General features: G+C 72.8%; 17 protein-coding genes and 2 pseudogenes. 14 read left to right on the top strand and 5 right to left on the bottom strand.

Annotation, left to right across the window (positions count from 1 at the left end; translation table 11 throughout):
• The 3 genes and pseudogenes from VR45_RS21030 to eccE form a co-directional block, all read right to left on the bottom strand.
• A pseudogene (locus VR45_RS21030) lies at nucleotides 1–460 on the bottom strand (MinD/ParA family protein); the annotation flags it as partial.
• A gap of 162 nt (nucleotides 461–622) precedes the next feature.
• On the bottom strand, nucleotides 623–1,396 hold the full coding sequence (locus VR45_RS21025) for a hypothetical protein (RefSeq protein ID WP_078896700.1): 774 nt from the start codon (nucleotides 1,394–1,396) through the stop codon (nucleotides 623–625).
• Nucleotides 1,396–2,793 carry a type VII secretion protein EccE gene (eccE, locus tag VR45_RS21020; protein ID WP_078896699.1) on the bottom strand — a complete coding sequence of 466 codons (1,398 nt, stop codon included), beginning with the start codon at nucleotides 2,791–2,793 and terminating at the stop codon, nucleotides 1,396–1,398. The genes VR45_RS21025 and eccE overlap by 1 nt, the downstream gene beginning before the upstream one ends.
• A 169-nt stretch (nucleotides 2,794–2,962) precedes the next feature.
• On the opposite strand from eccE, the gene VR45_RS21015 reads away from it, so the two are divergent.
• The 6 genes from VR45_RS21015 to VR45_RS20990 all read left to right on the top strand — a co-directional run bounded on the left by VR45_RS21015 (nucleotide 2,963) and on the right by VR45_RS20990 (nucleotide 8,893).
• A complete protein-coding gene (locus VR45_RS21015) occupies nucleotides 2,963–4,651 on the top strand; it encodes a type VII secretion protein EccB (RefSeq protein ID WP_045941338.1) in 1,689 nt (562 codons plus the stop codon).
• Nucleotides 4,652–4,857: 206 nt separating this feature from the next.
• Complete coding sequence (locus VR45_RS21010; RefSeq protein ID WP_045941337.1) at nucleotides 4,858–5,160, top strand: WXG100 family type VII secretion target; 303 nt, start codon at nucleotides 4,858–4,860, stop codon at nucleotides 5,158–5,160.
• Between the two features lie 77 nt (nucleotides 5,161–5,237).
• A complete protein-coding gene (locus VR45_RS21005) occupies nucleotides 5,238–5,531 on the top strand; it encodes a WXG100 family type VII secretion target (protein WP_045941336.1) in 294 nt (97 codons plus the stop codon).
• Between the two features lie 89 nt (nucleotides 5,532–5,620).
• Nucleotides 5,621–6,856 (top strand): type VII secretion-associated serine protease mycosin, encoded by a 1,236-nt coding sequence (gene mycP / locus VR45_RS21000; protein WP_045941341.1) that lies wholly within the window; start codon nucleotides 5,621–5,623, stop codon nucleotides 6,854–6,856.
• A gap of 132 nt (nucleotides 6,857–6,988) precedes the next feature.
• A complete protein-coding gene (locus VR45_RS20995) occupies nucleotides 6,989–7,531 on the top strand; it encodes a SigE family RNA polymerase sigma factor (protein ID WP_078896698.1) in 543 nt (180 codons plus the stop codon).
• A 78-nt stretch (nucleotides 7,532–7,609) separates the two neighbouring features.
• Nucleotides 7,610–8,893, top strand: coding sequence for a hypothetical protein (locus tag VR45_RS20990; RefSeq protein ID WP_045941335.1), 1,284 nt, complete (start codon nucleotides 7,610–7,612; stop codon nucleotides 8,891–8,893).
• Between the two features lie 79 nt (nucleotides 8,894–8,972).
• Here VR45_RS20990 and VR45_RS20985 read toward each other — a convergent pair whose 3' ends face one another.
• Nucleotides 8,973–10,385 carry an APC family permease gene (locus VR45_RS20985; RefSeq protein ID WP_045941334.1) on the bottom strand — a complete coding sequence of 471 codons (1,413 nt, stop codon included), beginning with the start codon at nucleotides 10,383–10,385 and terminating at the stop codon, nucleotides 8,973–8,975.
• A 472-nt stretch (nucleotides 10,386–10,857) separates the two neighbouring features.
• Nucleotides 10,858–14,805, bottom strand: coding sequence for a type VII secretion protein EccC (locus VR45_RS20980; RefSeq protein ID WP_045941333.1), 3,948 nt, complete (start codon nucleotides 14,803–14,805; stop codon nucleotides 10,858–10,860).
• A 435-nt stretch (nucleotides 14,806–15,240) separates the two neighbouring features.
• Between VR45_RS20980 and eccD the strand changes: the two genes are divergently transcribed.
• The 8 genes and pseudogenes from eccD to dapA all read left to right on the top strand — a co-directional run bounded on the left by eccD (nucleotide 15,241) and on the right by dapA (nucleotide 24,448).
• Nucleotides 15,241–16,704 carry a type VII secretion integral membrane protein EccD gene (eccD, locus tag VR45_RS20975; RefSeq protein ID WP_045941332.1) on the top strand — a complete coding sequence of 488 codons (1,464 nt, stop codon included), beginning with the start codon at nucleotides 15,241–15,243 and terminating at the stop codon, nucleotides 16,702–16,704.
• A 186-nt stretch (nucleotides 16,705–16,890) separates the two neighbouring features.
• Nucleotides 16,891–17,181 (top strand): 30S ribosomal protein S15, encoded by a 291-nt coding sequence (rpsO, locus tag VR45_RS20970; RefSeq protein WP_030397713.1) that lies wholly within the window; start codon nucleotides 16,891–16,893, stop codon nucleotides 17,179–17,181.
• Nucleotides 17,182–17,632: 451 nt separating this feature from the next.
• Nucleotides 17,633–19,840 (top strand): polyribonucleotide nucleotidyltransferase, encoded by a 2,208-nt coding sequence (locus tag VR45_RS20965; RefSeq protein ID WP_030397712.1) that lies wholly within the window; start codon nucleotides 17,633–17,635, stop codon nucleotides 19,838–19,840.
• Nucleotides 19,841–19,909: 69 nt separating this feature from the next.
• On the top strand, nucleotides 19,910–21,298 hold the full coding sequence (locus tag VR45_RS20960; RefSeq protein ID WP_078896697.1) for a pitrilysin family protein: 1,389 nt from the start codon (nucleotides 19,910–19,912) through the stop codon (nucleotides 21,296–21,298).
• 14 nt (nucleotides 21,299–21,312) lie between these two features.
• Complete coding sequence (gene dapB, locus VR45_RS20955) at nucleotides 21,313–22,059, top strand: 4-hydroxy-tetrahydrodipicolinate reductase (protein ID WP_045941330.1); 747 nt, start codon at nucleotides 21,313–21,315, stop codon at nucleotides 22,057–22,059.
• 7 nt (nucleotides 22,060–22,066) lie between these two features.
• Nucleotides 22,067–22,560 (top strand): annotated as a pseudogene (locus tag VR45_RS20950) (hypothetical protein).
• Nucleotides 22,557–23,288 carry an FAD-dependent thymidylate synthase gene (gene thyX / locus VR45_RS20945; protein ID WP_045941329.1) on the top strand — a complete coding sequence of 244 codons (732 nt, stop codon included), beginning with the start codon at nucleotides 22,557–22,559 and terminating at the stop codon, nucleotides 23,286–23,288. Before VR45_RS20950 ends, thyX begins: the two are co-directional and overlap by 4 nt.
• A gap of 260 nt (nucleotides 23,289–23,548) precedes the next feature.
• A complete protein-coding gene (dapA, locus tag VR45_RS20940; protein ID WP_045941328.1) occupies nucleotides 23,549–24,448 on the top strand; it encodes a 4-hydroxy-tetrahydrodipicolinate synthase in 900 nt (299 codons plus the stop codon).
• The last annotated feature ends 91 nt before the right edge of the window (nucleotides 24,449–24,539 follow it).

Here is a 24,539-nt window from a genome sequence, read left to right as displayed (position 1 = left end):
CCGCGAAGGGCTCGGCGGGGACACCCTGGACCGGTGCCGGTGCCGGTGCCGGAGCTGCCACCGGGACGGCAGCCTCGCCCGGCTGCGGCTGCGGGTACGTCGAGGGCTGCACCGGCGCCTGGGGCTGCGACGGCGCGAGCGGCTGCGCGTGCGGCTGGGCCGCGACCTGCGGCGCCACGGCGTCCGGCGCGGGAACGGGTGCAGGGGCCGGTGCCGGGGCCGGTGCCGGGGCGGGCACAGGTACGGCCGCGGCCGCAGGCGCGGGGGCGGGCACCGACGCCGGTGCGGCCGCACCGTCCGGAGCCGGCGTCACCCCGACACCCGGCGCGGCCGCCGGAGCACCCGCGGCGTCCGTCTGCACGTACCAGGACGGGGGAGTGTAGTCGGGCGCGTCGGACCAGTCGTCGTCGTCCTCCGCCGCGTTGTCGCCGACGTAGACGCCGTCCCGATCGCTGCTCACCTAGGGCTCCCTCGTGTTCGCCGCCGCAAGTTCGCGGTGCCGTTGCCGTCCCACAGCCTAGGCCGTGAGCCACCCCCGGCTGAAGGCGGTGTCTCATCTCCGACCGGGCCGCACACGGGCCGCACACAGGCCCCGACCGGGTCCCGACCGGGTCCCCGCGGGTCAGTCGAGGCGGCGCGGGCCGCCCAGGACCTGCCGTTCGGCCTGCCCGGTGACCACCCGGACGTACTGACGGCTCATCCGGGTCGTCCACAGCGTCAGGTCGTCCGGGAGCGACGGCAGGGCGGCGGTCTCGGCCGGTCCGAGCGAGAGCACCCGGCCGATCAGCTCGGCCTCCTCCGGCATCACCCGCTGCACCCCGACCAGGTCGGCCGCGTTGAGCACCCGGGAGGCGTTCGGCCCCAGGTGCGGCACCACCGTCAGGACCGTCTGCCAGGGCGTGGCGGAGAGCCGGCTGCGCGGCGGGCGGGCACCGAGGTCGCGCACCACGAGCACCGGTGAGGTGACCGAGGCGCCCTGCGGGCCGAGCCGGCCGGGCTGGTGGACCGTCACGCACGGCTGTCCGCCGCCGGCGGCCTGCGCCATCGGCCCCCAGAGGTGGCCGCGGGCGGTCTCGACGGCGATCCGCGCGCCGGTGGCGGCCGCCCGCAGCGCGATGACCTGCGCCGTCCAGAGGCCGCCGACCAGCACCAGGTCGTAGGAGCTGGGCCGGAACAGGCCGAGCACGGCGGGTCGGGCGCGGTGCACGTCCTCGCCGATCAGCACGCCGTCGTCGCCGACCGGGAAGGACAGCGCGTCGAGCTCGGCGAGGGTGAGCACGTGCTTCTCCCGGCGCGGGCCGCGCAGCCCGAAGCCGGGCAGCAGCCGGCGCCCGGTCCGCGGCGGCGGCTCCGCGCCGGCCCGCGGGGCGGGGGCGGGATAGGACTGCTGCGTCATCAGGACGCACCTCCCAGCGGCAGGGTGGCGAGCACGCCGGGCGCCTGCTCCAGGTCGAGCCGGACCAGGCCGAGCCCGGCGCTCTGGGCCCGGGCCTCCAGCTGCCGGCCGAGTTCGACGGCCTCGCTCTCGCTGCGCCCGGTGACCCGGACGTGGCCGCTGAGGGTGACCGAGCCGCCGGTGCCGTGACCGGCGGTCAGGCTGAAGGTGCTCGCCAGCGCGGGCGCGCCGGTGACCAGGTTCACCAGGTCGGGGACGGCGATCCGGCCGGGGGCGCCGCCGGGGCGGCCCAGCTGCGGCCAGCGGGAGATCCAGTAGGTGCTGTGCCAGCGGTCGTCGACCCGCCAGAACCGGTTGCTCTCCTGGGTGCGCCGTCCGCTGCCGCCGCCGCTGCCGGTGCCCTGCCGGACCGCCGTGGCCAGCGGGTTGACGCAGGTGGAGATGGCGAGGGCGGCGATCAGCTCGCGCTCGTCGAGCACGGTGACGTCGAATCCGGCGCTGTTCAGCCGCCCGGCCAGCTGGTCGGTGACCCGCTGGAGCGCCTTGCGGGCGCCCGCCTCGCCGCCGCCCCGGGCGCGCACCGCGGTGGCGGCCCGCTCCGGGTCGAGCTTGAGCGCGACCCAGGTGAGCCGCAGCGCGGGGGTGGCGGTGCCGTCGGCGAGCTCCCGGTAGGCGCGGGCGGCCAGCGACTGCTCGGGCAGGTGCGGCGCGGGTGCCGGCTGGGTGTGCTGGACGAGCTGGACCGACTCCAGGGCGATGTCGTCGACCCGCAGCGCCGAGCAGACCACGTCCAGCGGCAGCGGCCGGGCGGTGCGGTCCGGACGCAGCGGCAGGTCCTTGGCCTGGACGAGCAGGACGGCGCTGAGGAAGGTGCCGTCGCCGACCATGCCGGTCTCCCGGCGCACCGGGCGGCCGCCGAGGTCGGCCTCGGTCGCGTGGGTGCAGGTGCGCAGCGCGGGTTCGAGTTCCAGGGCGGGCGCGAGCGCCGGGTCGGTGCCGGGCGGCGGGAGGTGGGCGCGGGCCCGCTTGCGGCGGGCCTTGAGCGCGGCGCGCACCCGCAGCGCCTCGGGGAGGGTGCGGCCGCGCAGCGGCACCAGCGCCAGCGCGACCAGGGCGAGGGCGACCGCGCCGAAGCCGGCGGCGACCGGCCTGCTGATCGTCCAGCCGACCGCGACCAGGGCCACCGCGACCTCGACCAGCACGAGTTGCTGGAGCCTCAGCCGGCTGCCGAGCAGCCCGGGCCGGGGGTGGACGCGGACCGCGACGGGCCCCTGGGGTCCGTCGGCGCGTCCCGGGGCCGGGGAGCCCGCGGTGTCGGTCCCGTCGCGCCGCGCGGAGCGGCGCGAAGCGCTGCCCCGTGACGTGCTCCGGCGCCCCGGAACGGTCTGGTTCGGCATCCCCCGAGTGCCCCTCTCTGGTCGGTTGTCGCGGCCCGGCTGGCCGGTGCGTGAACCGTACCCGTACCGTACTCACCGTCTGCTGCCGCATCGTAGAGGGTTCGAGCCCGTTCTCGCCCGGGGGGTGGCAGGCCACGGGGAGCAGGGTCCGACAGGGGAGACGACGAGCATGGCATCGCGCCGGGACGAGCTGAACGCCTACACCTTCGCCCGCAAGCGCACGGTCGGGGCCTTTCTGCTGCCCGGCGGCGGGGGGAGCGACGAGGACGCGCCGCGTCCGGTGAAGGCGATCCTGCCGAGCGTGGTGGTGGGGGCGCTGGTGATCGGCGGCTTCGGCCTGTGGGGGGTGTTCAAGCCGAGCGCGCCGGTGGGTTGGGACGAGGGCAAGTACATCGTCCAGGGCAAGCAGAGCACCACCCGCTACGTGGTGCTGGTCGACCCGGACGGGAAGACCAAGCGGCTGCACCAGGTGCTGAACATGGCCTCGGCGCGGCTGGTGCTGCCGGTCGACAGCAAGGTGGTGGTGGTCGACGACGGCGTGCTCGACCGCTATCCCAACCACGGCCCGACGATCGGTATCCCGTACGCGCCGGACAAGCTGCCGAGCAAGGAGAACGCGAGCCGGCCGATGAAGTGGTCGGTCTGCGACCGGCCGGGCGACGAGCAGGGGAGCACCGTCGACCAGGCGGTGTTCGTGGCGGGCGGCGCCGACGCGGACGTGCTCGGGGCGAAGGACCGGATGCTGGACGTCGGCCAGGCGCTGCTGGTGCAGCAGGCGGACGACCCCCAGGTGACCGCCTCCGGTCCGGCCGCGGGCCCGGGGAAGCTGCGGGTGTTCCTGGTGGACAGCAAGGGCCGTCGGCACGCGATCGGCGGACCGGAGGACTCCGACACCACCCGCTCGCAGCTGATGTGGGCCGTCTTCGGGTCGACGGCCGTCCCGCAGAAGGTGAAGAAGGACTGGCTGGACACCCTGGCGCCGGGCAGCGACATCGTCTTCCCGCGGATCGACGGGCTGGTCCCGGACACCAGGACGGCCAACTCCTCGGTGCCGCTGCAGAACCCGGAGGACCGCAAGGTCGGCCGGCTGGTGCGGTTCGGCGAGAAGTACTACGTGGTGGGGAAGAGCCAGCTGCTGCTGGTCAGCCAGTTCCAGGCGGAGCTCGTCCGGCAGAACCCGCTGCTTCAGCCGCTGTACAACCAGGACGCCAACAAGAGCCCGCGGATCGACGACCTCACCCCGGCCGAGCACGCCACCGTCAACAGCAGTGTGCCGCTGATGGCCGAGGGCGCCGCGGACTGGCCCACCCGGACGGGCGCGCCGGCCAACTCCTGGCAGGCGCCGAAGGACGCCCGGGCGGTGGTCTGCAGCACCTTCGACGGGGTCGCGGAGGACGGCCGGACGCCGCGGCGCAGCGTCTGGGCCGGGACCGAGTACCCGGTGCGGTACGGCAACGGCACGTCGACGGCGCACGTGACCCCGGGTCACGGCCTGTTCTACCGCGCGCTGGACAACGCAACGGACGGCTCCGGCACGGACTTCCTCATCACCGAGACCGGTCTGCGCTACGCGGTGCCGGCCAGCAGCGAGGGCGGCAAGGGCGGCCAGACCACGCCCCCCGCCCAGCCCGGCCAGCCGTCCGTCCCGGCGCCCGCCCAGCCCGGCGCGGCGAAGGGGCCGTCCGGACAGCCGGCCACCCCGTCCGGCCCGCCGCAGCCCGAGGAGCTGGGCGGCAACCAGGCCCGGCTGGGCTACCAGGGGCTGCAGCCGGCGCCGGTGCCGCAGCAGTGGTCGAACCTGGTGCCGGTCGGCCCGGCGCTCAACGCCAGGAGCGCGGCCCAGCAGCAGAACGCCTAGCACAGCGCGGCGGCCTTCCCGGGCCTCCCACCGCTGCTTGCAAAGGAATTGGCCACGATGTCATGGCTTGGTAACCGACCGTCGCCCGGTGTTGGGCGAGCTGCGTGTGCCGACTACAGTGCTGCAGGACATCACACCGGTGGTGCCCGGGGGGCCGGAAACGATCCCTCCGGACTCAAGGTCTGTCTCATGGGGGACGGTAGAGCATGGGTCAGTTCAAGACGACCGCTCAGGAGATGCTGGCTTTCGCCAAGCACATGGACGAGGTCATCAACCAGATCAACACCGAGATCAACGGTCTCAACAACCTGGTGGGTTCGATCACCGGTGGTTGGCAGGGCCAGGCCGCGCAGGCGTACACCAACCTCCAGGGTCAGTTCAACACCGACGCCCAGGAGCTGAACAAGTCGCTGCGCGCCATCAAGGACGCGATCGAGCTCACGACCCAGAAGTACTCGCAGGCGGACGCCGACCAGCAGGCGATCTTCGGTTCCGCCGCCGCGTCCTGATCCTCAGCTCTGTCCGTTCACCCGGCGACGCACCCCTCGGGTGATGGGGTGCTTCGCAGCCTCGACTAGGAGACATCGTGGCCGAACACATTCTGGTCAACTTCGAGACCATCAAGAACGCCAGCTCGGAGGTCCGCCGGACCGCGGGGACCATCAAGGCCCAGCTCGAGGAGCTGAAGTCCGGCGTCACCAAGATCTCCGGTAGCTGGGAGGGCGCCGCCCAGCAGGGCTACCAGGCCCACCAGGCCAAGTGGGACCAGCGCGCCGAGCACCTCCAGCAGGTGCTGGAGTCGATCGCCAAGTCCCTGGACAGCGCGGCCTCCAGCTACCAGAGCACCGAGAACCGCAACGCCACCCTCTGGACGGGCTGACGGTTCACGGCCCCAGTACCACGCGCCGAAGGGCGGGTGCCCCGGGCGGGCACCCGCCTTTGGCGCGACCGCACGACCAGGTGGACGACATGAGGGGTGGCAAGGTGCCGGTGGTCAGGTACCGGACGGCGGCCGCGGCGGTGGCCGCACTCACGCTGCTCGGCGGCCCGCTGACGGTGCCGGCGGCGGCCGAGGGGCCGGGCGTCTCGGCGTCGGGGGAGTGCGGCAAGAACGCGCAGAACGTGCAGGCCGTGCCGTGGTCGCTCCAGCGGATGGTGCTGGACGAGCTCTGGCAGGGTGGCGCGACCACCGGTGCGGGCGTCCTGGTCGCGGTCATCGACACCGGGGTGGACGACCAGAACCCGCAGCTGGCCGACAAGGTCCTCGACGGCGGTTCGCTGCTCAAGGACAAGGAGGGCAAGCGGGTCGAGGGCGGCGGCAAGGACGACCTGGTCGGCCACGGCACCAAGGTGGCCGGCATCATCGCGGCCTCCCGCAGCGACCGGACCGGCTTCGTCGGCATCGCCCCGGGCGCCACCGTGCTGTCCATCCGGCAGAACGACGCCGAGGGCAACGGCGATGTGCACTCGCTGGTGGAGGCCGTCAACTCGGCCGTCGCCCAGGGCGCCAAGGTCATCAACATCTCGCAGGACGTGCGCGGCGCGGCCGACACCCGCTTCGTCGGCTACGAGGAGCTGAAGGCCGCGGTCGACAACGCGGAGAGCCGGGGCGTGGTGGTGGTCGCCTCCTCCGGCAACGACGGCAAGAAGGGCGACACCTTCCCGGCGGCCTTCCGCACCGTGCTCGCCGTCGGCGCCTCCGACCGCAACAACGAGCGCACCTACTTCTCCCAGTACGGCGATTTCGTGGACGTCGCGGCCCCCGGCGTCGACATGCTCTCCACCGTCCCGCGCGGCGGGCAGTGCGTGGACAACGGCACCAGCTTCGCCGCGCCCTACGTGGCCGGGCTGGCGGCGCTGCTGGTCGGCGCGCACAAGGACTGGAAGCCGAGCCAGGTGCGCGCCTGGATCGAGCAGACCGCGCAGCGCACCGACCACAAGGCGAACGAGTACATCGGCTGGGGCGTGGTCGACCCGGTGAAGGCCGTCACCACCGCGCCCGCGGCGCCGCCGGACAAGCCGGCCGAGGACCCGCCGGTGCAGCTGGCGTCCGCCCCGATCGTGCCCCGCCCGCTCGGCCTCGGCGAGACCCAGGCCGACCGCGACGGCCGGACCGCGACCTATGTCCTGGGTGTGGGGGCGCTGCTGGTCGCCCTGCTGATCGGCGGCGGCATCGTCCTCCGCGACCACCGCCGCCGCCCCTGAACCGCCGCCCCTGGACCGCCGCCGCCGAACCCGGCGGCGCCGTCCGGAACTTCTTCGTGCCCGCTGTAACATCCCCTCCCGCTCACCGCATCAAGAAGGTGTCGACAGCGGTGAGCCGGAGGGGTGTGGGGGATGGTGCGGATCGGGGCCGCGCGCGAGGCGAAGGACGCGGAGTTCCTGGAACTCGTGTCGGGGCACACCGGGCGGCTGTACCGCTCGGCCTGTCTGCTCACCGGCGGTGACACCCACCAGGCGGAGGACCTCGTCCAGGAGGCCCTGGGCCGGATGTACGTGCTCTGGCGCCGCAGCGCCTGGACGGGTGGACGGCACCGGGTCGACAACCCGGGTGCGTACACCCACACCGTGATGGTGCGGGTCTTCCTCGCCCAGAAGCGCCGCCGCTCCAGCGGCGAGCACCCCACCGACCGGCTGCCCGACATCGAGGGCCGGGAGCCGGACGGCGCGCTGCGCCTCACCCTGCTCGACGCGCTCGGCGGGCTGCCCGCCAAGGACCGCGCGGTGCTGGTGCTGCGCTACTGGGAGGACCGCAGCGTCGAGCAGACCGCCGAGGTGCTGCGGCTGTCCTCGGGCGCGGTCCGGACCCGCAGCACCCGGGCGCTGGCGCGACTGCGCGAACAGCTCGGCGACTCGCTGGCCGAGCTGGCCTTCCGCTGACCCGGCCCGCCCCGACCGCCTCCCACGGGGTGCCGCCACCGGCCCCCGTCCCGTGACCGAAGGAAACGGTGATCACGCATGTCCGCACCGGACGGCTTCGAGGATGATCTGCTGCACGCCATGGCGCGTACGGGCGAGGGCTTCGGCCCGCACGGCCCGGCCGGACTGGCGGCCCGGGGACTGGCCCGCGGCCGTCGCCGCTGGCGCCGCCGTTCGGCCGCCGCCGCGGTGGGCGGCGCGGCCGCGCTGGCCCTGGTCGGCACCGGCGCGGTGTACCTGACCGACGGCTCCCCGGCCGCCTCCCGGCCGGCCCCGGCGGCCAGCGGCGCCCCGGACTCCGGCGGCACGGCCTCGCCCACGCCGGGCTCGTCCCCGAGCACCTCCGCCGGCCCCGCCCGCGCTGCGGGGGTCAGCGGGGAAGAGGTGCTGGCCGCGTTCCGGGCGTTGCTGCCCGAGGGCCGGGTCAGTAACGCGTCGGCGGCCGGAACCGATTTCCAGGACCGTCCGGGCGGCGGTGGGTCGCCGGGTGCCGCGCTGGTCCTGGACGACGGCAGGGGCGGGGCCCACATCACGATCTCGATCGCCAGGCTCGCCGAGGACGACCCGCGCCGGAAGGACGCCGGCTGCCCGGACAAGAAGTACGTCCCGTACGACGCCTGCACCGAGAGCACGCTGCCGGACGGCGGCCGGCTGACCGTGTTCCAGGGCTACGAGTACCCGGACCGCCGGGTCGCCACCAAGCGGTGGTTCGCCACCCTCCTCGGCAAGGACGGCCGGTTGATCGAGCTGAACGAGTGGAACGCCGTGTCGCAGAAGGGCGGCCCGGTCTCCCGGGCCACTCCGCCGCTGACCCCCGAGCAGTTGAAGGCGGTCGTCGTCGACACGGCCTGGGACCGGGTGGTCACGGCCCTCGCGGAGCCGGTCCCGGTCCGGCCCGGTGGCGCCGGCAAGGAGTACACCCAGGAGGAGATCCTGGCGATCACCGCCGGGCTGCTCCCGGCCGGGCTCAAACAGACCGAGACCGGCGGCCAGCCGGGCTTCGCCGACTTCGTGGTGAACGACGGCAAGGGCAAGTCCCTGGTGGAGATCAATGTGCAGGACTGGAGCAAGGACCCGTCGGGCGGCGGGATCTTCGGCGGCGCCGAGACGCTCCCCGACGGCACCCGGGTGGTCGTGCGCAAGCAGCCCGGCAAGCTGGTGAGGTGGACGGTCGACACCCTGCGCCCGGACGGCCTGCGGGTGGTGGTCAGCGCCTCCAACAGCGGCAGCCAGGTGACCGCGGCCACCCGGACGAACCCGGCGCTCACGGTCGAGCAGCTGCGGACGATCGCGCTCGCCCCGGACTGGAAGCTCAGGAAGTAGCACGCGGACGCGGCAGTGCCCCGGGCCAGGGGGAGCCCGGGGCACTGCCGTGTGGGGGAGGGGTGGGGGTCTTGGGGGCTCAGGCCTGCTGGTCCTCGGGAATGGTGATCACCCAGCGGGTGTCCTGCCGGGGGCGCAGGTAGAGCAGCCAGTAGAGGGTGGCGACGGCGGTGATGCCGCCGGTCCACAACAGCGGCACGGTGTCCAGCTGGGTGATCACGTAGACCAGCACCACGATCAGCACCGCCGGGACGGCCGGCCACAGCGGCATCCGCCAGGCGGCGGCGTGCTTGTGGTGGTTGCGGCGGGAGAGCAGTGCGGCGATCGCGACCAGCAGGTACATCCCGGTGACGGCGACGCCGGTGATCTCGCTCAGCAGCTCGCCCTTGACGAAGCAGAGCGCGGCGCCGGGGAGGCCGACGGCCAGGGTGGCGACCCACGGGGAGCCGAACCGGCCCAGGGTGCCGAAGGCCTTGTTGACCGGGCCGGGCCACGCCTTGTCGCGGGCCGAGGCGAACAGCACCCGGGAGTTCTGGATGACCATGACGATGCCGGCGTTGATGATGGCCAGCGCGACGCAGAGGCTGATGAAGGTGCCGACGGCCGAGTTGCTCCAGGCGGTGACCATGCCGGAGATGTCGCCGGAGCTCAGGGTGGCGAGGTCGGGGGCGCCCATGGTGATGGCGGCGACCGGGACCAGGATGACGGCGGCGGAGATCGCCAGCGTCCACAGCACGGTGCGGGACACGTTGCGGCGCGGGTTCTCCAGCTCCTCGGAGAGGTAGACGGCGGTGGAGAAGCCCTGGGTGATGAAGAGCGCGATGCCGAGGGCGCCGATGATCGCGCCGATGCTCACCGTGGTGGTGACGCCGTCCTCGCCGGTGACCACGCCGTGCAGCATGCTGGGCGCGCCGCTGTTGGCGTGGGCGAAGCCGAGCACCGACACCACACCGGCCGCGACGACCTCCAGCACCAGGAAGACGCCGGTGATCCAGGCGTTGGCGCGCAGGTCCAGCAGGCCGGCCAGGGTGGCGGCGAGCATCACCGCGGCGCCGGCCAGCGGCTTGTCCACGTGCAGGACGGGGGCCAGGTAGTCGGCGGTGCCGAGGGCGATGACCGAGGGGACGATCATCACCACGATCAGCGAGAGCACGAACACCAGCCAGCCGGCCAGCCGTCCGGCCAGGGTGCCGACCATGGCGTACTCGCCGCCGGCGCTGGGGATCAGGGTGCCGAGCTCGGAGTAGCAGAAGGCGACCGCGATGCAGAGCACCGAGCCGATCGCGATGGCCAGCGCGGTGGCGCTGCCGATGCTGGAGAACAGCTCCGGGACGATCACGAAGAGCGTGGAGGCCGGTGTGACGCAGGACAGCGTGAGCAGTGTGCCGCCCACGACGCCGATCGAACGCTTGAGCGTCTGCGGGGCGGCGGGGGCGCCCGCGACGGCCGAGGTGGGGGCCGCGGCGGTCGGTGGGCGAAGCGTGTCGGTCATCGGGGCATCCGATCGGCTCTGTGCGGTCCTGGAGAGGGAGCGGTATCGCCTCCGCTGGCTGTCTGCTCGGTTCTGGTCCTGTCGCTCCCGGGCCGCCATGGAACCTTGGCCGTATCGATCGCGTCAATGCTGGAATTGCTTCGGAATCCGTTGTCGCTGTGCGTACAGACATGCGATCTGATGATCACTTATCGTCATCACTATGCATGTCCGACTTGTTACTTTCGCCACATCGCACTTGAATCCAAGGTGAACGTGGTGTTGCGCGCCTCAATCCAAGGTCGCGACCGTATGCGGAGGCAGGTCGTCCGGAAGCTCCCAGCTCGTGCGGCCTGCCCCCGGCCGGGTACGGGAACCGCAGCCCTCCGGCGGAAAGATCTAGGTAACGTTTCGGCACTCGGGACGCCGGAAGGGGTCGGACCCTGGGATCCGACCCCTTCCACTACGTTCCGTGACGACCGGCCCGCCGCCGCTACGGCGCCGGCAGCCAGCCCGTCTGCACCATCTGCCCGCTGGTCACCCGGCGCGAGACGAACACGCCCCGGCCCGGCGGCAGCGCCTGCGGCTTGACGTTGCCCAGCAGCGGACCCTCGTCCCGGTTGCCGGACAGCAGTACGCCCTGCCCGCCCAGCTCCCGCATCCGCTGCATGAACGGCTCGTACAGCGAACGCCCGGCGCCGCCGGCGCTGCGCGCGACGATCACCCGCAACCCGATGTCGCGCGCGAACGGCAGGAACTCCGCCAGCGCGGCCAGCGGGTTGCCCGAGGAGGTCGCCACCAGCTCGTAGTCGTCCACCACCACGAACATGTCCTTGCCGCTGTACCAGCTGCGGTTGCGCAGCTGCTCCGCGGTCACGTCGGGACCGGGCAGCCGGCGCGAGCAGGCCCCGCGCAGCATCTCGACCACGGAGCTCATGGCCGGCTGCGCGGCGGCGTACTCGACCAGGTACTCCGGCGGGACTACGCCGAGCAGCGCGCGCCGGTAGTCGCCGACCACGATCCCCGCCTGGTCCGGGGTGTACCGCTCGGTGATCTGCTTGACCAGCATCCGCAGCAGCGCGGACTTCCCGGACTCGGTGTCGCCGAACACGATGAACAGCGGGTCGGTCTCGAAGTTGACGAAGGCCGGCGCCAGCTCCGCCTCGTCCACGCCGAAGGCGACACCCCGCTCCGGGTGCTCGAAGCCCTTCGGCAGCGACTGTCCGTCCAGCACCGTCGGCAGCATCCGCACCTGCGGCGCGCGCGGACCGGTCCAGGCCCCGGCGACCGCCTGGACCAGTCCGGCCACACCGTTCTGCAGGTCCTCCACCGAGTCGGAGCCGTCCAGCCGGGGCAGGCCGGTGAGGAAGTGCAGCCGGTCCACGGTGACGCCCCGGCCCGGCACGGCCGGCACGGCCTGCGCCACCCGGCGGTCCACCTCGGACTCCATCGCGTCGCCGAGCTTCAGCTCGGTCCGGTTCTGCAGCAGGTCCTTGAGCGCCGGGCGGACCTCGGCGTACCGGGTCGCGGTGACGATCAGGTGGACGCCGTAGCCGAGACCGCGCTGGGCGATGTCGCCGATGACCGGCTCCAGCGCCTCGAACTCCTGCTTGAAGGTGTTCCAGCCGTCGACGATCAGGAAGACGTCGCCGAACCGCTCGTCCGGCAGCGCGCCGGCGGCCCGGCGGGCCCGGTAGGTGCCGATGGAGTCGATCCCGGTGCTGCGGAAGAGCTCCTCGCGCCGGTTGAGCACCCCGTGCACCTCGGAGACCATCCGGCGCACCTTCTCCGCGTCCAGCCGCCCGGCCACCCCGCCGACGTGCGGCAGGTCCTGGAGCGACTGGAAGCCGCCGCCGCCGAAGTCCAGCAGGTAGAACTGCGTCTCCAGCGGGGTGTGGGTGAGCGCGAACGAGGCCACCGTGGTGCGGATCATGGTCGACTTGCCGGAGCGCGGGCCGCCGACCACCAGTCCGTGGCCGGCCGCGCCCGCGTAGTCCTGCTCGAGGATGTCGCGCTTCTGGTCGCGCGGCTTGTCGACGATGCCGACCGGCACCCGCAGCCGGCCCAGCGTGCCGGACTGCGGCGCGGTCAGCCCGCGCTCGGCGGTCGCCTGCAGCGGCGGCAGCAGCTGGTCCACGCTCGGCGGCGCGTCCAGCGGCGGCAGCCACACCTGGTGCGCGGCCGGGCCCTGGCCCGCCATCCGCTGCACGAACACGTCCAGCACGGTGTCCGCCAGGGCGTCGTCCTGCTCCTCGACCAGCGGCTCGACCTCCTGCACCAGCGGCTCGGTCACCGGCACCTCGGCCGCGGTGAACCGCACCGGACGCGCGGACACCAGCCGGCCGCCGGTCGACCGCTGCTGCCCCGGCGCCCGGTAGGCCCCGGAGACGTAGGCGGCCTTGAACCGCTCCATCACATCGGTGCCGAACTTCAGGTAGCCGACACCCGGCACCGGCGGCAGGTGGTAGGCGTCCGGGACACCGATCGCCGCCCGTGACTCGGCCGCCGAGAAGGTGCGCAGACCGATCCGGTAGGAGAGATAGGTGTCCAGGCCGCGCAGCTTGCCCTCCTCCAGGCGCTGCGAGGCCAGCAGCAGATGCACCCCGAGGGACCGGCCGATCCGGCCGATCTGGATGAACATGTCGATGAAGTCGGGCTTGGCGGTGAGGAGTTCGGAGAACTCGTCGATGATCAGCACCAGCGAGGGCAGCGGGTCCAGCGCCGCGCCGGCCGCCCGGGCCCGCTCGTACTCGTGGATGTTCGCGTAGTTGCCCGCCCGGTGCAGCAGTTCCTGGCGGCGGTTGAGCTCGCCCTCGATGGCGTCCCGCATCCGGTCGACCAGGGTGAGCTGGCCCTCCAGGTTGGTGATCACCGCCGAGGTGTGCGGCATGTCTGCCATGCCCGCGAAGGTCGCGCCGCCCTTGAAGTCGGCGAGCACGAAGTTCAGCGTCTCCGAGGAGTGCGTCATCGCCAGCGCCAGCACCAGGGTGCGCAGCAGCTCGGACTTGCCGGAGCCGGTCGCGCCGACGCACAGGCCGTGCGGGCCCATGCCCTCCAGCGCGGCCTCCTTGAGGTCCAGGTACACGTGCTCACCGCCGGCCCCGACGCCGATCGGCACCCGCAGCCGCTCGTGCTGCGCCCGCTGCCGCCAGCTGCGGGTCACGTCGAAGGAGCCCGGGTCGCCGGAGTTCATCAGATCGGTGAAGTCCAGGTTGGACAGCAGCGGCTCGTCGTCGCCGCCGGCCGAGGCCCGGTACGGCGCCAGCTGCCGGGCCAGCGCCTCGGACTGCCAGGCGCCGAGGGTGTCCGGCTTGCCGGTGTAGGTGGCGCCCGAGGCGGAGCGCAGCACCAGGGCGTCCGGCGAGACGGTGACGACCAGGTGCCCGCTCGGCTCGTCCAGGTCGCCCGGGACCACCTCGACGATGGTCACCCCGTGCACGCCCTCGGCGCCGGCCAGCAGCGAGTCGTGCGGCACCGAGGCGCCGTCCATGACGACCACGATGTGCGGCTGGTCGGCGGCCGGGGCCGCGTCCCGGACGAACCGCTGCCGGCCGGCCAGCTCGTCCTGGAGCAGCAGCTCCAGGTCGCCGAGCCCGGTGGCGATCAGCCGGCGGGAGCCGGCGCCGTCGTTCTCCTTGCGGTGCTGGTTGTGCGGGAGCCACTTGGTCCACTCCCACTCGTCCACCGCGCCGGGTGCCGCGGCGACCGTGATCAGCAGGTCGTCCGGCGAGTGCAGGGTGGTCAGCTGGGCGATCATCGCCCGGACGTTCCCGTACACGGTGTCCGGGTCGCCGCAGACCGTGATGTGGTAGAAGGCGCGCAGCGAGATCGCCAACGGCAGGTCCTGCAGGGTGCCGTGGGCGTTCAGGAAGGTCTGCATCGCGGCCGCCGAGAGCGGCTCCAGCTCGTCCATCGGCGCGGTCTGCGGTGCGACCAGCGGGGTGGACAGCTGGACCGGTCCGCGGCCGACCCTGATCTGCGCGAAGTCGGCGTCGGCGGCCCGGCGCTCCCACAGCCGCCGGCCGTCGGCGACGATCGACCAGAGCTGGTCCGGCTCGGGATTGAGGAACAGCTGCGCGCCGCGCTGGCGCTCGGCGGTCCGGCGTACCTGGCGGCGCATCTGCTGGAGGTACTTGAGGTAGTCGCGCCGCTCGTCCGCGGTGGCCGTGGAGCCGCCCTTGCGGGCCCGGACGATCTGGGCGAGCGCCATGCCGACCGTCGAGACGATCATCAGACCGCCCATGATCTTCATCGGGGCCTGGGCACCGGGGGCGAAGAAGAACACCGCCGAACCGCCCATGCCGAGCATCGGCAGGATGCTCATCACCCAGTCCTCGCCGCCCGAGCGGGGCAGCTCGGGTGGGGTCACCAGCTCCACCGGCTCGTCCGGCACCGCGGGCGGATAGGCCCGGGGCGGCCGCTTGACCATGATCACGCCCATACGCGTCCCACCCCCCGACCACGAACGCTTCGCAAGATCACTACGGCATCAGCCCTCACGCAACAGGATCCGTACGGGTGAGGACGCCCCGTGTGACGCCGCCCCCGCTCCGCCGACCGCAGGCATCCGGGGAGGAGCGCACCGCCCCCGCCGCCCTGCGCAGGGGCCGATCCTACTGGGGCCCGCGTCCGCGGCCCCGCCCGCCCTCCGCGGGGCCGGGCACGAACCGAGCGGGTAGGGTAACGCCGCGCCAACTCGTGGCCGCGCCCGGCCGGTTCCGCCGGACGGCGCCCGCGCGGGGGCCGGACCGGCCGACCGCCGGTGCCGAGCCGGCACCGTGGGGGCGGCGGCACCGCGCGCCGGCGCCGAGCACCCGTCACCGAACACCGTCATCAAGGGGGAGCGCCCAGTGCGTCGAGCGAACGAGGTGCGGGCATGACGACGCCCGCGACCACCGGCTTCTGCCGGGTCACCGTCGTCGCGCCGGACAGCCGGATCGACGTCGCCCTGCCCGAGGACGTCCCGCTCGCGGACGTGTACCCCGAGGTGCTGCGACTGTCCGGCCAGACCCAGCCCGAAGGCGTCCCCACCGGCTTCCACCTGGTCCGCCGCGACGGCACCGTGCTCGACGGCGGCCGCTCGCTCGCCGCCCAGCAGGTGCGCGACGGCGACCTGCTCAACCTGCGCCCGTTCGCCGAGTCGCTGCCGCCCGCCGTCTACGACGACGTCGCCGACGCGATCGCCACCGCCGGCGAGACCGACCGCCGGTTCTGGAGCCCCGAGCTGATGCGCGCCTTCGGCCTCGTCGGCGCCGGCGTGCTGCTCACCCTGCTCGGCTTCGCGCTCTGGTTCGCCGACCTGCGCCACGACATGCACGGCCTGCCCGGCGTGCTCTCCGGCGTCGTCGCGGTGGTGCTCACCGCCCTCGCCGGCGTCCGCGCCCGGGTCTACCGGGACGCCTGGGCCGGCCTCGCGCTCGGCCTCGGCGCCCTGCCGCACGCCCTGATCGCCGGCAGCGGCCTCCTCGCGCCGACCGGCGGCCCGCTGGACGGCCCCGGCCGGCTCCAGTTCCTGACCGGCTGCGTCGCCGTCCTGGTGGTCGCCGTCCTGCTGGTCGGCCTGCTGCCGGAGAAGGACTCCCTGTTCGTGGCCGCCGCCTTCCTGGCCGCGGCCGGCGCGCTCGCCACCTTCGCCGCCGTCCTGCTGCCCGGCACTCCGGCCCACCACATCGCGGCCGTCACCGGCGTCGCCGCCATCGCCGTGATCGGCTTCCTGCCCGGCCTGTCCGCCCGCTTCGCCCGGCTGCCGGTCGGCTACAGCGCCCCCGGCCAGACCCGCGCCCGGGGCCGCGACCACGACGAGGACGCCGCCCGCGCCGAGCTGGTCCAGTACGAGCGGATCGCCCACCAGGCCCGCCGCGGGCACGAGGTGCTGGTCGGCCTGGTCGGCGGCTGCGCCGCGGTGGTCGTCGGCTCCTGCGCGGTGCTCGGCTTCACCGACCGGACCTTCCCCGAGCTGCTGGCCCTCGTCCTCGGACTGGCCGCCATGCTCCGGGCCCGGCTGTTCCGCTACAGCGCCCAGGTCCTCGCGCTCACCGTCGCCGGGCTGCTCGGCCTGTCGCTGCTGATCGTCGGACTCTCCCTGCACACCCCGCAGTTCGTGCTGCGGGTCGGCCTCGGCTCCACCGACGCAGATCTGCGCACCGTCTGGCTGACCGCCTCGATCGCCTTCGGCGCCGCCGTGCTCACCGCGATCGCCCTGGTGGTGCCGCGGCTCGGGGTCTCCCCCTTCTGGGGGCGCATCCTGGACCTGGTCGACAGCCTCACCCTGATGTCGCTGGTCCCGCTGGTGCTGGCCGTCCTCGACGTCTACCGGCTGGTCCGCGGCGCCACCGGCTGATCCGCGCACCGGGGCCGCCGACCGTCGGCGTCGGCGGCACTGGTACGCTTGGCCTCCGAGCGCAGCCGTGTGTCCGTCCCCGGGTGGGACGCCGCCCGTCGGCCGCGCCCGTCACACGACACCGAGTTCTCGCAGAGTCCTGTGCCGTAGACCAGGAACGCTCGGTATCACCTCGAAGGAGTTGCAGTGGCTCTCGCCTCTGACGTCAAGAAGCAGATTTTCGCCGAGTTCGGCCAGAAGGAGGGCGACACCGGCTCCCCCGAGGTCCAGGTCGCCATGCTTTCCCGCCGCATCTCGGACCTGACCGAGCACCTCAAGGCCCACAAGCACGACCACCACTCGCGTCGTGGCCTGCTGATCCTGGTCGGCCAGCGTCGCCGTCTGCTGCAGTACCTGGCCAAGAAGGACATCGAGCGCTTCCGTACGCTCGTCGACCGCCTGGGCATCCGCCGCGGTGCCGCCGGCGGCGCCCGCTGAGAACGCCGCTCGGGGCGGCTCCCCACACCGGGGAGCGTATGCCGCGACCGGTGACCCGGGTGCCCACCACGGCGCCCGCGCCCACCGGCCGGGGATAACAACTCGCGCGCACCTCCCCAGGTGGCCGAGGATTGCACCGTAGGGTTGTGGGAATGCCGGGTGATGGCGCCGAAAGCGCGCCACCGGGCAGCAGGACCCGACCCCCCGCGGGACGAAGGCTTCAAACGGAAGCCGCCCGCATCCGAGAGAGCGTCCAGACGCGGACCGCCCGTCCGAACCCGGCCGGCCGAGAGGCGCCGGTCCTCGGTAGTGGCCGCCGGAGGCCCCGCAGACCGAAGCGGGGACCGCCGGAGGCTTCGATCGAAGACCGGCCCGGACCGTCCAGGGTCAGCACGCAGGCGATTACGCGGGGACGCTCTCCCGGAGACGTACGAAAGAGGAGATCTTCCAGGTGGAAGAGAACGTGTTCTACGCCGAAGCCGTGATCGACAACGGTTCCTTCGGCACCCGTACCATCCGCTTCGAGACCGGCCGTCTGGCCCGTCAGGCCGCCGGCTCCGCCGTGGCCTACCTGGACGACGACACCATGGTGCTGTCGGCCACCAGCGCGTCCAAGCAGCCGAAGGAGCACTTCGACTTCTTCCCGCTGACCGTGGACGTCGAGGAGCGGATGTACGCCGCGGGCCGGATCCCCGGCTCGTTCTTCCGTCGCGAGGGCCGGCCCTCCGAGGACGCGATCCTCACCTGCCGCCTGATCGACCGCCCGCTGCGCCCGTCCTTCGTCAAGGGCCTGCGCAACGAGATCCAGGTCGTCGTCACCGTGATGGCGCTCAACCCGGACCACCTGTACGACGTGGTGGCCATCAACGCCGCCTCCGCCTCCACCCAGCTGGCGGGCCTGCCGTTCTCCGGCCCGATCGGTGGCGTCCGCGTCGCGCTGATCAACGGCCAGTGGGTGGCCTTCCCGACCCACAGCGAGCTGGAGTCGGCCGTCTTCGACATGGTCGTGGCCGGCCGGACCCTGCCGGACGGCGACGTCGCGATCATGATGGTCGAGGCCGAGGCCACCGACAAGACCATCAAGCTGGTCGAGGGCGGCGCCGAGGCGCCGACCGAGGAGATCGTCGCCGCCGGTCTGGACGCCGCCAAGCCGTTCATCAAGGTCCTCTGCGCCGCCCAGGCCCAGCTGGCCGCCCAGGCCGCGAAGCCGACCGGCGAGTTCCCGGTCTTCCTGGACTACCAGGACGACGTGCTCGCCGCGCTGACCGCCGCCGTCAAGGACGAGCTGGCGCAGGCCCTCACCATCGCGGGCAAGCAGGAGCGCAACAACGAGCTGGACCGCGTCAAGGCGCTGGCCGCCGAGAAGCTGCTGCCCGAGTTCGAGGGCCGCGAGAAGGAGATCAGCGCCGCCTACAACGCGCTGACCAAGAAGACCGTCCGCGAGCGCGTCATCAAGGACAAGGTCCGCATCGACGGCCGCGGTGTCACCGACATCCGCACCCTGGCCGCCGAGGTCGAGGCCATCCCGCGGGTGCACGGCTCGGCCCTGTTCGAGCGCGGCGAGACCCAGATCCTGGGTGTCACCACGCTGAACATGCTCCGCATGGAGCAGCAGCTGGACACGCTCTCCCCGGAGACCCGTCGCCGCTACATGCACAACTACAACTTCCCGCCGTACTCGGTCGGCGAGACCGGCCGCGTCGGTTCGCCGAAGCGCCGCGAGATCGGCCACGGCGCGCTCGCCGAGCGGGCGATCCTGCCGGTGCTGCCGTCCCGCGAGGACTTCCCGTACGCCATCCGCCAGGTCTCCGAGGCGCTGAGCTCCAACGGCTCCACCTCGATGGGCTCGGTCTGCGCCTCGACCATGTCGCTGCTGAACGCCGGTGTGCCGCTGAAGGCCGCCGTCGCCGGTATCGCCATGGGCCTGATCTCCCAGGAGATCGACGGTGAGACCCACTACGTGACCCTCACCGACATCCTCGGTGCCGAGGACGCGTACGGCGACATGGACTTCAAGGTCGCCGGTACCCGCAACTTCATCACCGCGCTGCAGCTGGACACCAAGCTCAACGGCATCCCGGCGTCGGTGCTCGCCGCCGCGCTGAAGCAGGCCCGCGACGCCCGTCTGCACATCCTCGACGTGATGAACGAGGCCATCGACTCCCCGGACGAGATGTCCCCGAACGCGCCGCGCATCATCACCATCAAGATCCCGGTGGACAAGATCGGTGAGGTCATCGGCCCCAAGGGCAAGATGATCAACCAGATCCAGGAGGACACCGGCGCCGAGATCACGATCGAGGACGACGGCACCATCTACATCGGTGCCGCCGACGGCCCGGCCGCCGAGGCCGCCCGCACCACGATCAACCAGATCGCCAACCCGACCATGCCGGAGGTCGGCGAGCGCTACCTGGGCACCGTGGTCAAGACCACGACCTTCGGTGCCTTCGTCTCGCTCATGCCGGGCAAGGACGGTCTGCTGCACATCTCGCAGATCCGCAAGCTGGCCGGCGGCAAGCGCGTGGAGAACGTCGAGGACATCCTCGGCGTCGGCGCCAAGGTGCAGGTCGAGATCGCCGAGATCGACCCGCGCGGCAAGCTCTCGCTGATCCCGGTCGTCGAGGGCGAGGAGAACGGCGAGGCCGCTTCCGAGTGAAGCGCCGCTAGCTGATCCCGCGGCCCGCACGCCCCCAGCGGCGTGCGGGCCGCACCCTGTTGTCCCCCCATGCTTCGACGGATTGCTTTCTACGGAGGTACCCCCGTGGCTCTGGCCTCGGCGGCGACGCAGCGCCCCGGCACGACCCGAACCCTGCTGAAGGGCGCGGACGGTGCCGGAATCGTGCGCCGCACCGTCCTTCCCGGCGGCCTGCGCGTCGTCACCGAGACCCTGCCGACGGTGCGCTCCGCGACCTTCGGCATCTGGGTCGGGGTCGGTTCTCGTGACGAGACCCCCCAGCTCAACGGCGCCACGCACTACCTGGAGCACCTGCTCTTCAAGGGCACCGAGCGGCGCAGCGCGCTGGACATCTCGGCCGCCCTGGACGCGGTCGGCGGCGAGATGAACGCCTTCACCGCCAAGGAGAACACCTGCTACTACGCGCGGGTGCTCGACACCGACCTGCCGCTGGCCATCGACGTGGTCTGCGACATGCTCACCGGCTCGCTGATCCGCCCGGAGGACGTCGAGGCCGAACGCGGCGTCATCCTCGAGGAGATGGCGATGGCCGAGGACGACCCGGGTGACGTCGTCCACGACCTCTTCGCCAAGGTGATCTTCGGCAACGGCCCGCTCGGCCGCCCGATCCTCGGCACCCAGGAGACCGTCAGGTCGCTCACCCGCGACCAGATCGCGAACTTCTTCCACCGCCGCTACCGGCCCGAGCACCTCGTCGTCGCCGCGGCCGGCAACCTGGACCACCGCAAGGTCGTCCGGCAGGTCGAGCGGGCCTTCGCACCGCTGCTCGCCAAGTCCGACGCCGTTCCTACCGAGGCCCGCCGCGGCGTCAAGGCGCTGCGCACCGCCGGCCGGGTCGAGGTGCTCAACCGCTCCACCGAGCAGGCCCACCTGGTGCTGGGCGTGCCCGGGGTGCCCCGGCACGACGAGCGCCGCTGGGCGATGGGCGTGCTCAACGCGGCCCTCGGCGGCGGGATGAGCTCGCGGCTGTTCCAGGAGGTGCGGGAGAAGCGCGGCCTGGCGTACTCGGTGTACTCGTACTCCTCCTCGTACGCGGACAGCGGCCTGTTCGGCATCTACGCCGGCTGCCAGCCCAAGCGGGTCGAGGAGGTGCTGCGGATCTGCCGCGAGGAGCTCGCCAAGGTGGTCGCCGAGGGCATCACCGAGGAGGAGCTGCGGCGGGCGATCGGCCAGATCTCCGGCTCCACCGTGCTCGGCATGGAGGACACCGGCTCGCTGATGAACCGGATCGGCAAGGCCGAACTGAGCTACGGCCACCACCTGTCGGTGGACGACATGCTGGCGCGGATAGCCGCGGTGACCCTGGAAGACGTGCACGACGTGGCCCGTGATGTGCTGGGGGCGTACCGGCCCTCGCTCGCGCTGATCGGCCCGATCACCGACAAGCGGGCCGCCAAGCTGGCCGACCTGCTGGCCTGAAGGGACTACTCACCATGACGCTGCGAGTCGCTGTGATCGGCGCCCGGGGCCGGATCGGCTCGGAGGCCGTCAAGGCCGTCGGGGCCGCCCCGGACCTGGAACTGGTCGCCACCCTCGGCCGGGGCTCGGAGCTCTCCGAGCTGACCGACGCCGGGGTGCAGGTCGCGGTCGAACTGACCCACCCCGACTCGGTGATGGGCAACCTCGACTACTGCCTGTCGCACGGCATCCACGTGGTCACCGGCACCACCGGCTGGACGGAGGAGCGGCTCGCGACCGTCCGGGGGCTGCTCGCCGCCGCGCCGGAGCTGGGTCTGCTGATCGCGCCGAACTTCTCCATCGGCGCCGTGCTCGGCATGAAGTTCGCGCAGGCCGCGGCCAAGTACTTCGAGTCGGTCGAGGTCGTCGAGCTGCACCACGACCACAAGGCGGACGCCCCCAGCGGCACCGCCACCCGCACCGCCCAGCTGATCGCCGCCGCCCGCGCCGAGGCCGGCCGCCCGCCGCAGCAGGACGCGACCACCCACGGCCTGCCCGGCGCCCGCGGCGCCGACGTCGACGGGGTGCCGGTGCACTCGGTGCGGCTGCGCGGTCTGCTCGCCCACCAGCAGGTGATGTTCGGCGACGAGGGCGAGACCCTCACCCTCCGGCACGACTCGCTGCACCACAGCAGCTTCATGCCGGGCATCCTGCTCGGTGTGCGCAAGGTCGTGGAGACGCCCGGGCTCACCCTGGGCCTCGAACACTTCCTGGACCTGTGAGCCCGGCATGACCTCCCGTACCGGCTTTTTCGTCCTCTCCGGAGTCCTGGCCCTGGTCGCGCTGATCTGCGTCGGAGAGGGCGTCCAACTGGTCGCCACCGGCAAGCCGCTGGGCATCGGCCTGGGCCTGTGCGCCTTCGTCATCCCGGTCGTCGGTTTCTGGTTCCTGCGCCAGACGGTCCGCTTCGGACGGGACAGCGAGCGGCTCGCCCGCGAGCTGGAGGCCGAGGGCGGTCTGCCGGTCGACGAGCTGGAGCGCACCGACGGCGGGCGGATCGACCGCGCCTCGGCCGACGCGGTGTTCGCGCTGAGGCCGAGGCCGCCCCGGGCGACTGGCGGGTCTTCTTCCGGCTCGCGGTGGCCTACGCCGACGCCGGCGACGTGCCGCGCGCCCGCAGGACCATGCAGCACGCGATCCGGCTGCACCGCACCACCGGTGCCGACCCCGCCCCGGGAGGCGCCGGCAGCACCATCGGCAAGCCCGCGAGGAGCAACGCTTGAGCGAGGACACGACCGCCCCCCGGTTCCGCAGCGACATCACCGCAGACCTGGTCCGCGCCGCCGCCGCCGACTCGGACGTCATCTGGGCGGCCCGGGTCTCGACGGCGGGGGAACAGTCCCTGGAGGCCCTCCAGCAGGACCCGGACAAGTCCGCGGGCCTGATCAACTTCCTGATGCGCGACCGGCACGGCACGCCGTTCGAGCACAACTCGATGACCTTCTTCATCAGCGCGCCGATCTTCGTCTTCCGCGAGTTCCACCGCCACCGCAGCGGCTGGTCCTACAACGAGGAGTCCGGCCGCTACCGCGAGCTGCAGCCGGTCTTCTACGTGCCCGCCGAGGACCGCAAGCTGGTCCAGCAGGGCCGGCCGGGGCGCTACGAGTTCGTCGACGGCACCCCGGAGCAGCACCGGACCGTCACGGCCTCGATGGAGGCCGCCTACCGCGAGGCCTACGAGCGCTACCAGGAGATGCTGGCGGCGGGCGTGGCCCGCGAGGTCGCCCGCGCGGTGCTGCCGGTCGGGCTGTTCTCCTCGATGTACGCGACCTGCAACGCCCGCTCGCTGATGCACTTCCTGTCACTGCGCACCAAGCGGGAGTACGCGGCGGTACCGTCGTTCCCGCAGCGCGAGATCGAGATGGTCGCCGAGCGGATGGAGGAGCAGTGGGCGGAGCTCATGCCGCTCACCCATGCGGCCTTCGAGAAGCACGGCCGGGTCGCGCCCTGACCTGCGACGACGAGCATCCGGGGGCAGTGCCGGGCATGTCTGGATTGCGGCATTTCTGACCTCTCCCTACGCTCGTGAACACGGATTCCGGTGCTGCTTGAACCCCCGAGCACGCAGCACCGGAATCCCATGTTTCCGCTGCTGGCACCGGTTCCGCGGGGGCCGTACCGGGACGATCCGGGACCGTTCCGGAGGCACGGCCGTCCGAACACTGGACCGGCCTGGGTGTCGCCCCACCGCCTACGAGTAGTTTTGGACACATGGCTCCGACCTCCACCCCCCAGACGCCCTTCGGCCGGGTCCTGACCGCGATGGTGACACCGTTCACCGCCGACGGCGGCCTCGACCTCGACGGCGCCCAGCGCCTCGCCGCGCACCTCGTCGACTCCGGCAACGACGGCCTCGTCGTCAACGGCACCACCGGCGAGTCCCCGACCACCAGTGACGCCGAGAAGGCCCAGCTCGTCCGCGCCGTGGTGGAGGCGGTCGGCGACCGGGCCCACGTGGTGGCCGGCGTCGGCACCAACGACACGCACCACAGCGTCGAGCTGGCCCGGCAGGCCGCGGCCGCCGGCGCGCACGGCCTGCTGTCGGTCACGCCGTACTACAGCAAGCCCCCGCAGGAGGGCCTGTACCGGCACACGGTGCGGATCGCCGACGCCACCGAACTTCCTGTCATGCTGTACGACATCCCGGGCCGCAGCGGTGTCGCGCTGAGCCACGAGACGCTGGTCCGGCTGGGCGAGCACCCGCGGATCGTCGCCAACAAGGACGCCAAGGGCGACCTCGGTGCCGCGTCCTGGGCGATCGCCCGCTCCGGCCTCGCCTGGTACTCCGGCGACGACATCCTCAACCTGCCGCTGCTGTCGGTCGGGGCCGTGGGTGTGGTGAGCGTGGTCGGGCACGTGGTGGCCGGCGAGCTGCGGGCCATGGTCGAGGCCCACCTGGCCGGCGATGTGGCCAAGGCCACGGCCGTCCACCAGCGCCTGCTGCCGGTCTTCACCGGTATCTTCCGCACCCAGGGTGTCATTCTCGCCAAGGCCGCGCTGGACCTCCAGGGTCTGCCGGCCGGCCCGCTGCGACTGCCCCTGATCGGCGCGACTCCGGAGGAGATCGCGCAACTGAAGAAGGATCTCGCCGACGGCGGGGTAGACCTGTAACAGACAAAGACGTGCGCGCCCCGGCTCGCCGGACCCTCACGGGCCCGCCGCTGGACCGGACCGAAGGCGCGAGAGCACAGACCTGGTAGGA

Origin of the sequence: Streptomyces sp. NRRL S-495 (assembly GCF_000966955.1) — a bacterium.
In the GTDB taxonomy this organism is placed as follows: domain Bacteria; phylum Actinomycetota; class Actinomycetes; order Streptomycetales; family Streptomycetaceae; genus Kitasatospora; species Kitasatospora purpeofusca.
The sequence above is the reverse complement of the archived record's forward strand: the minus strand, read 5'-3'. Positions and strand labels throughout refer to the sequence as shown.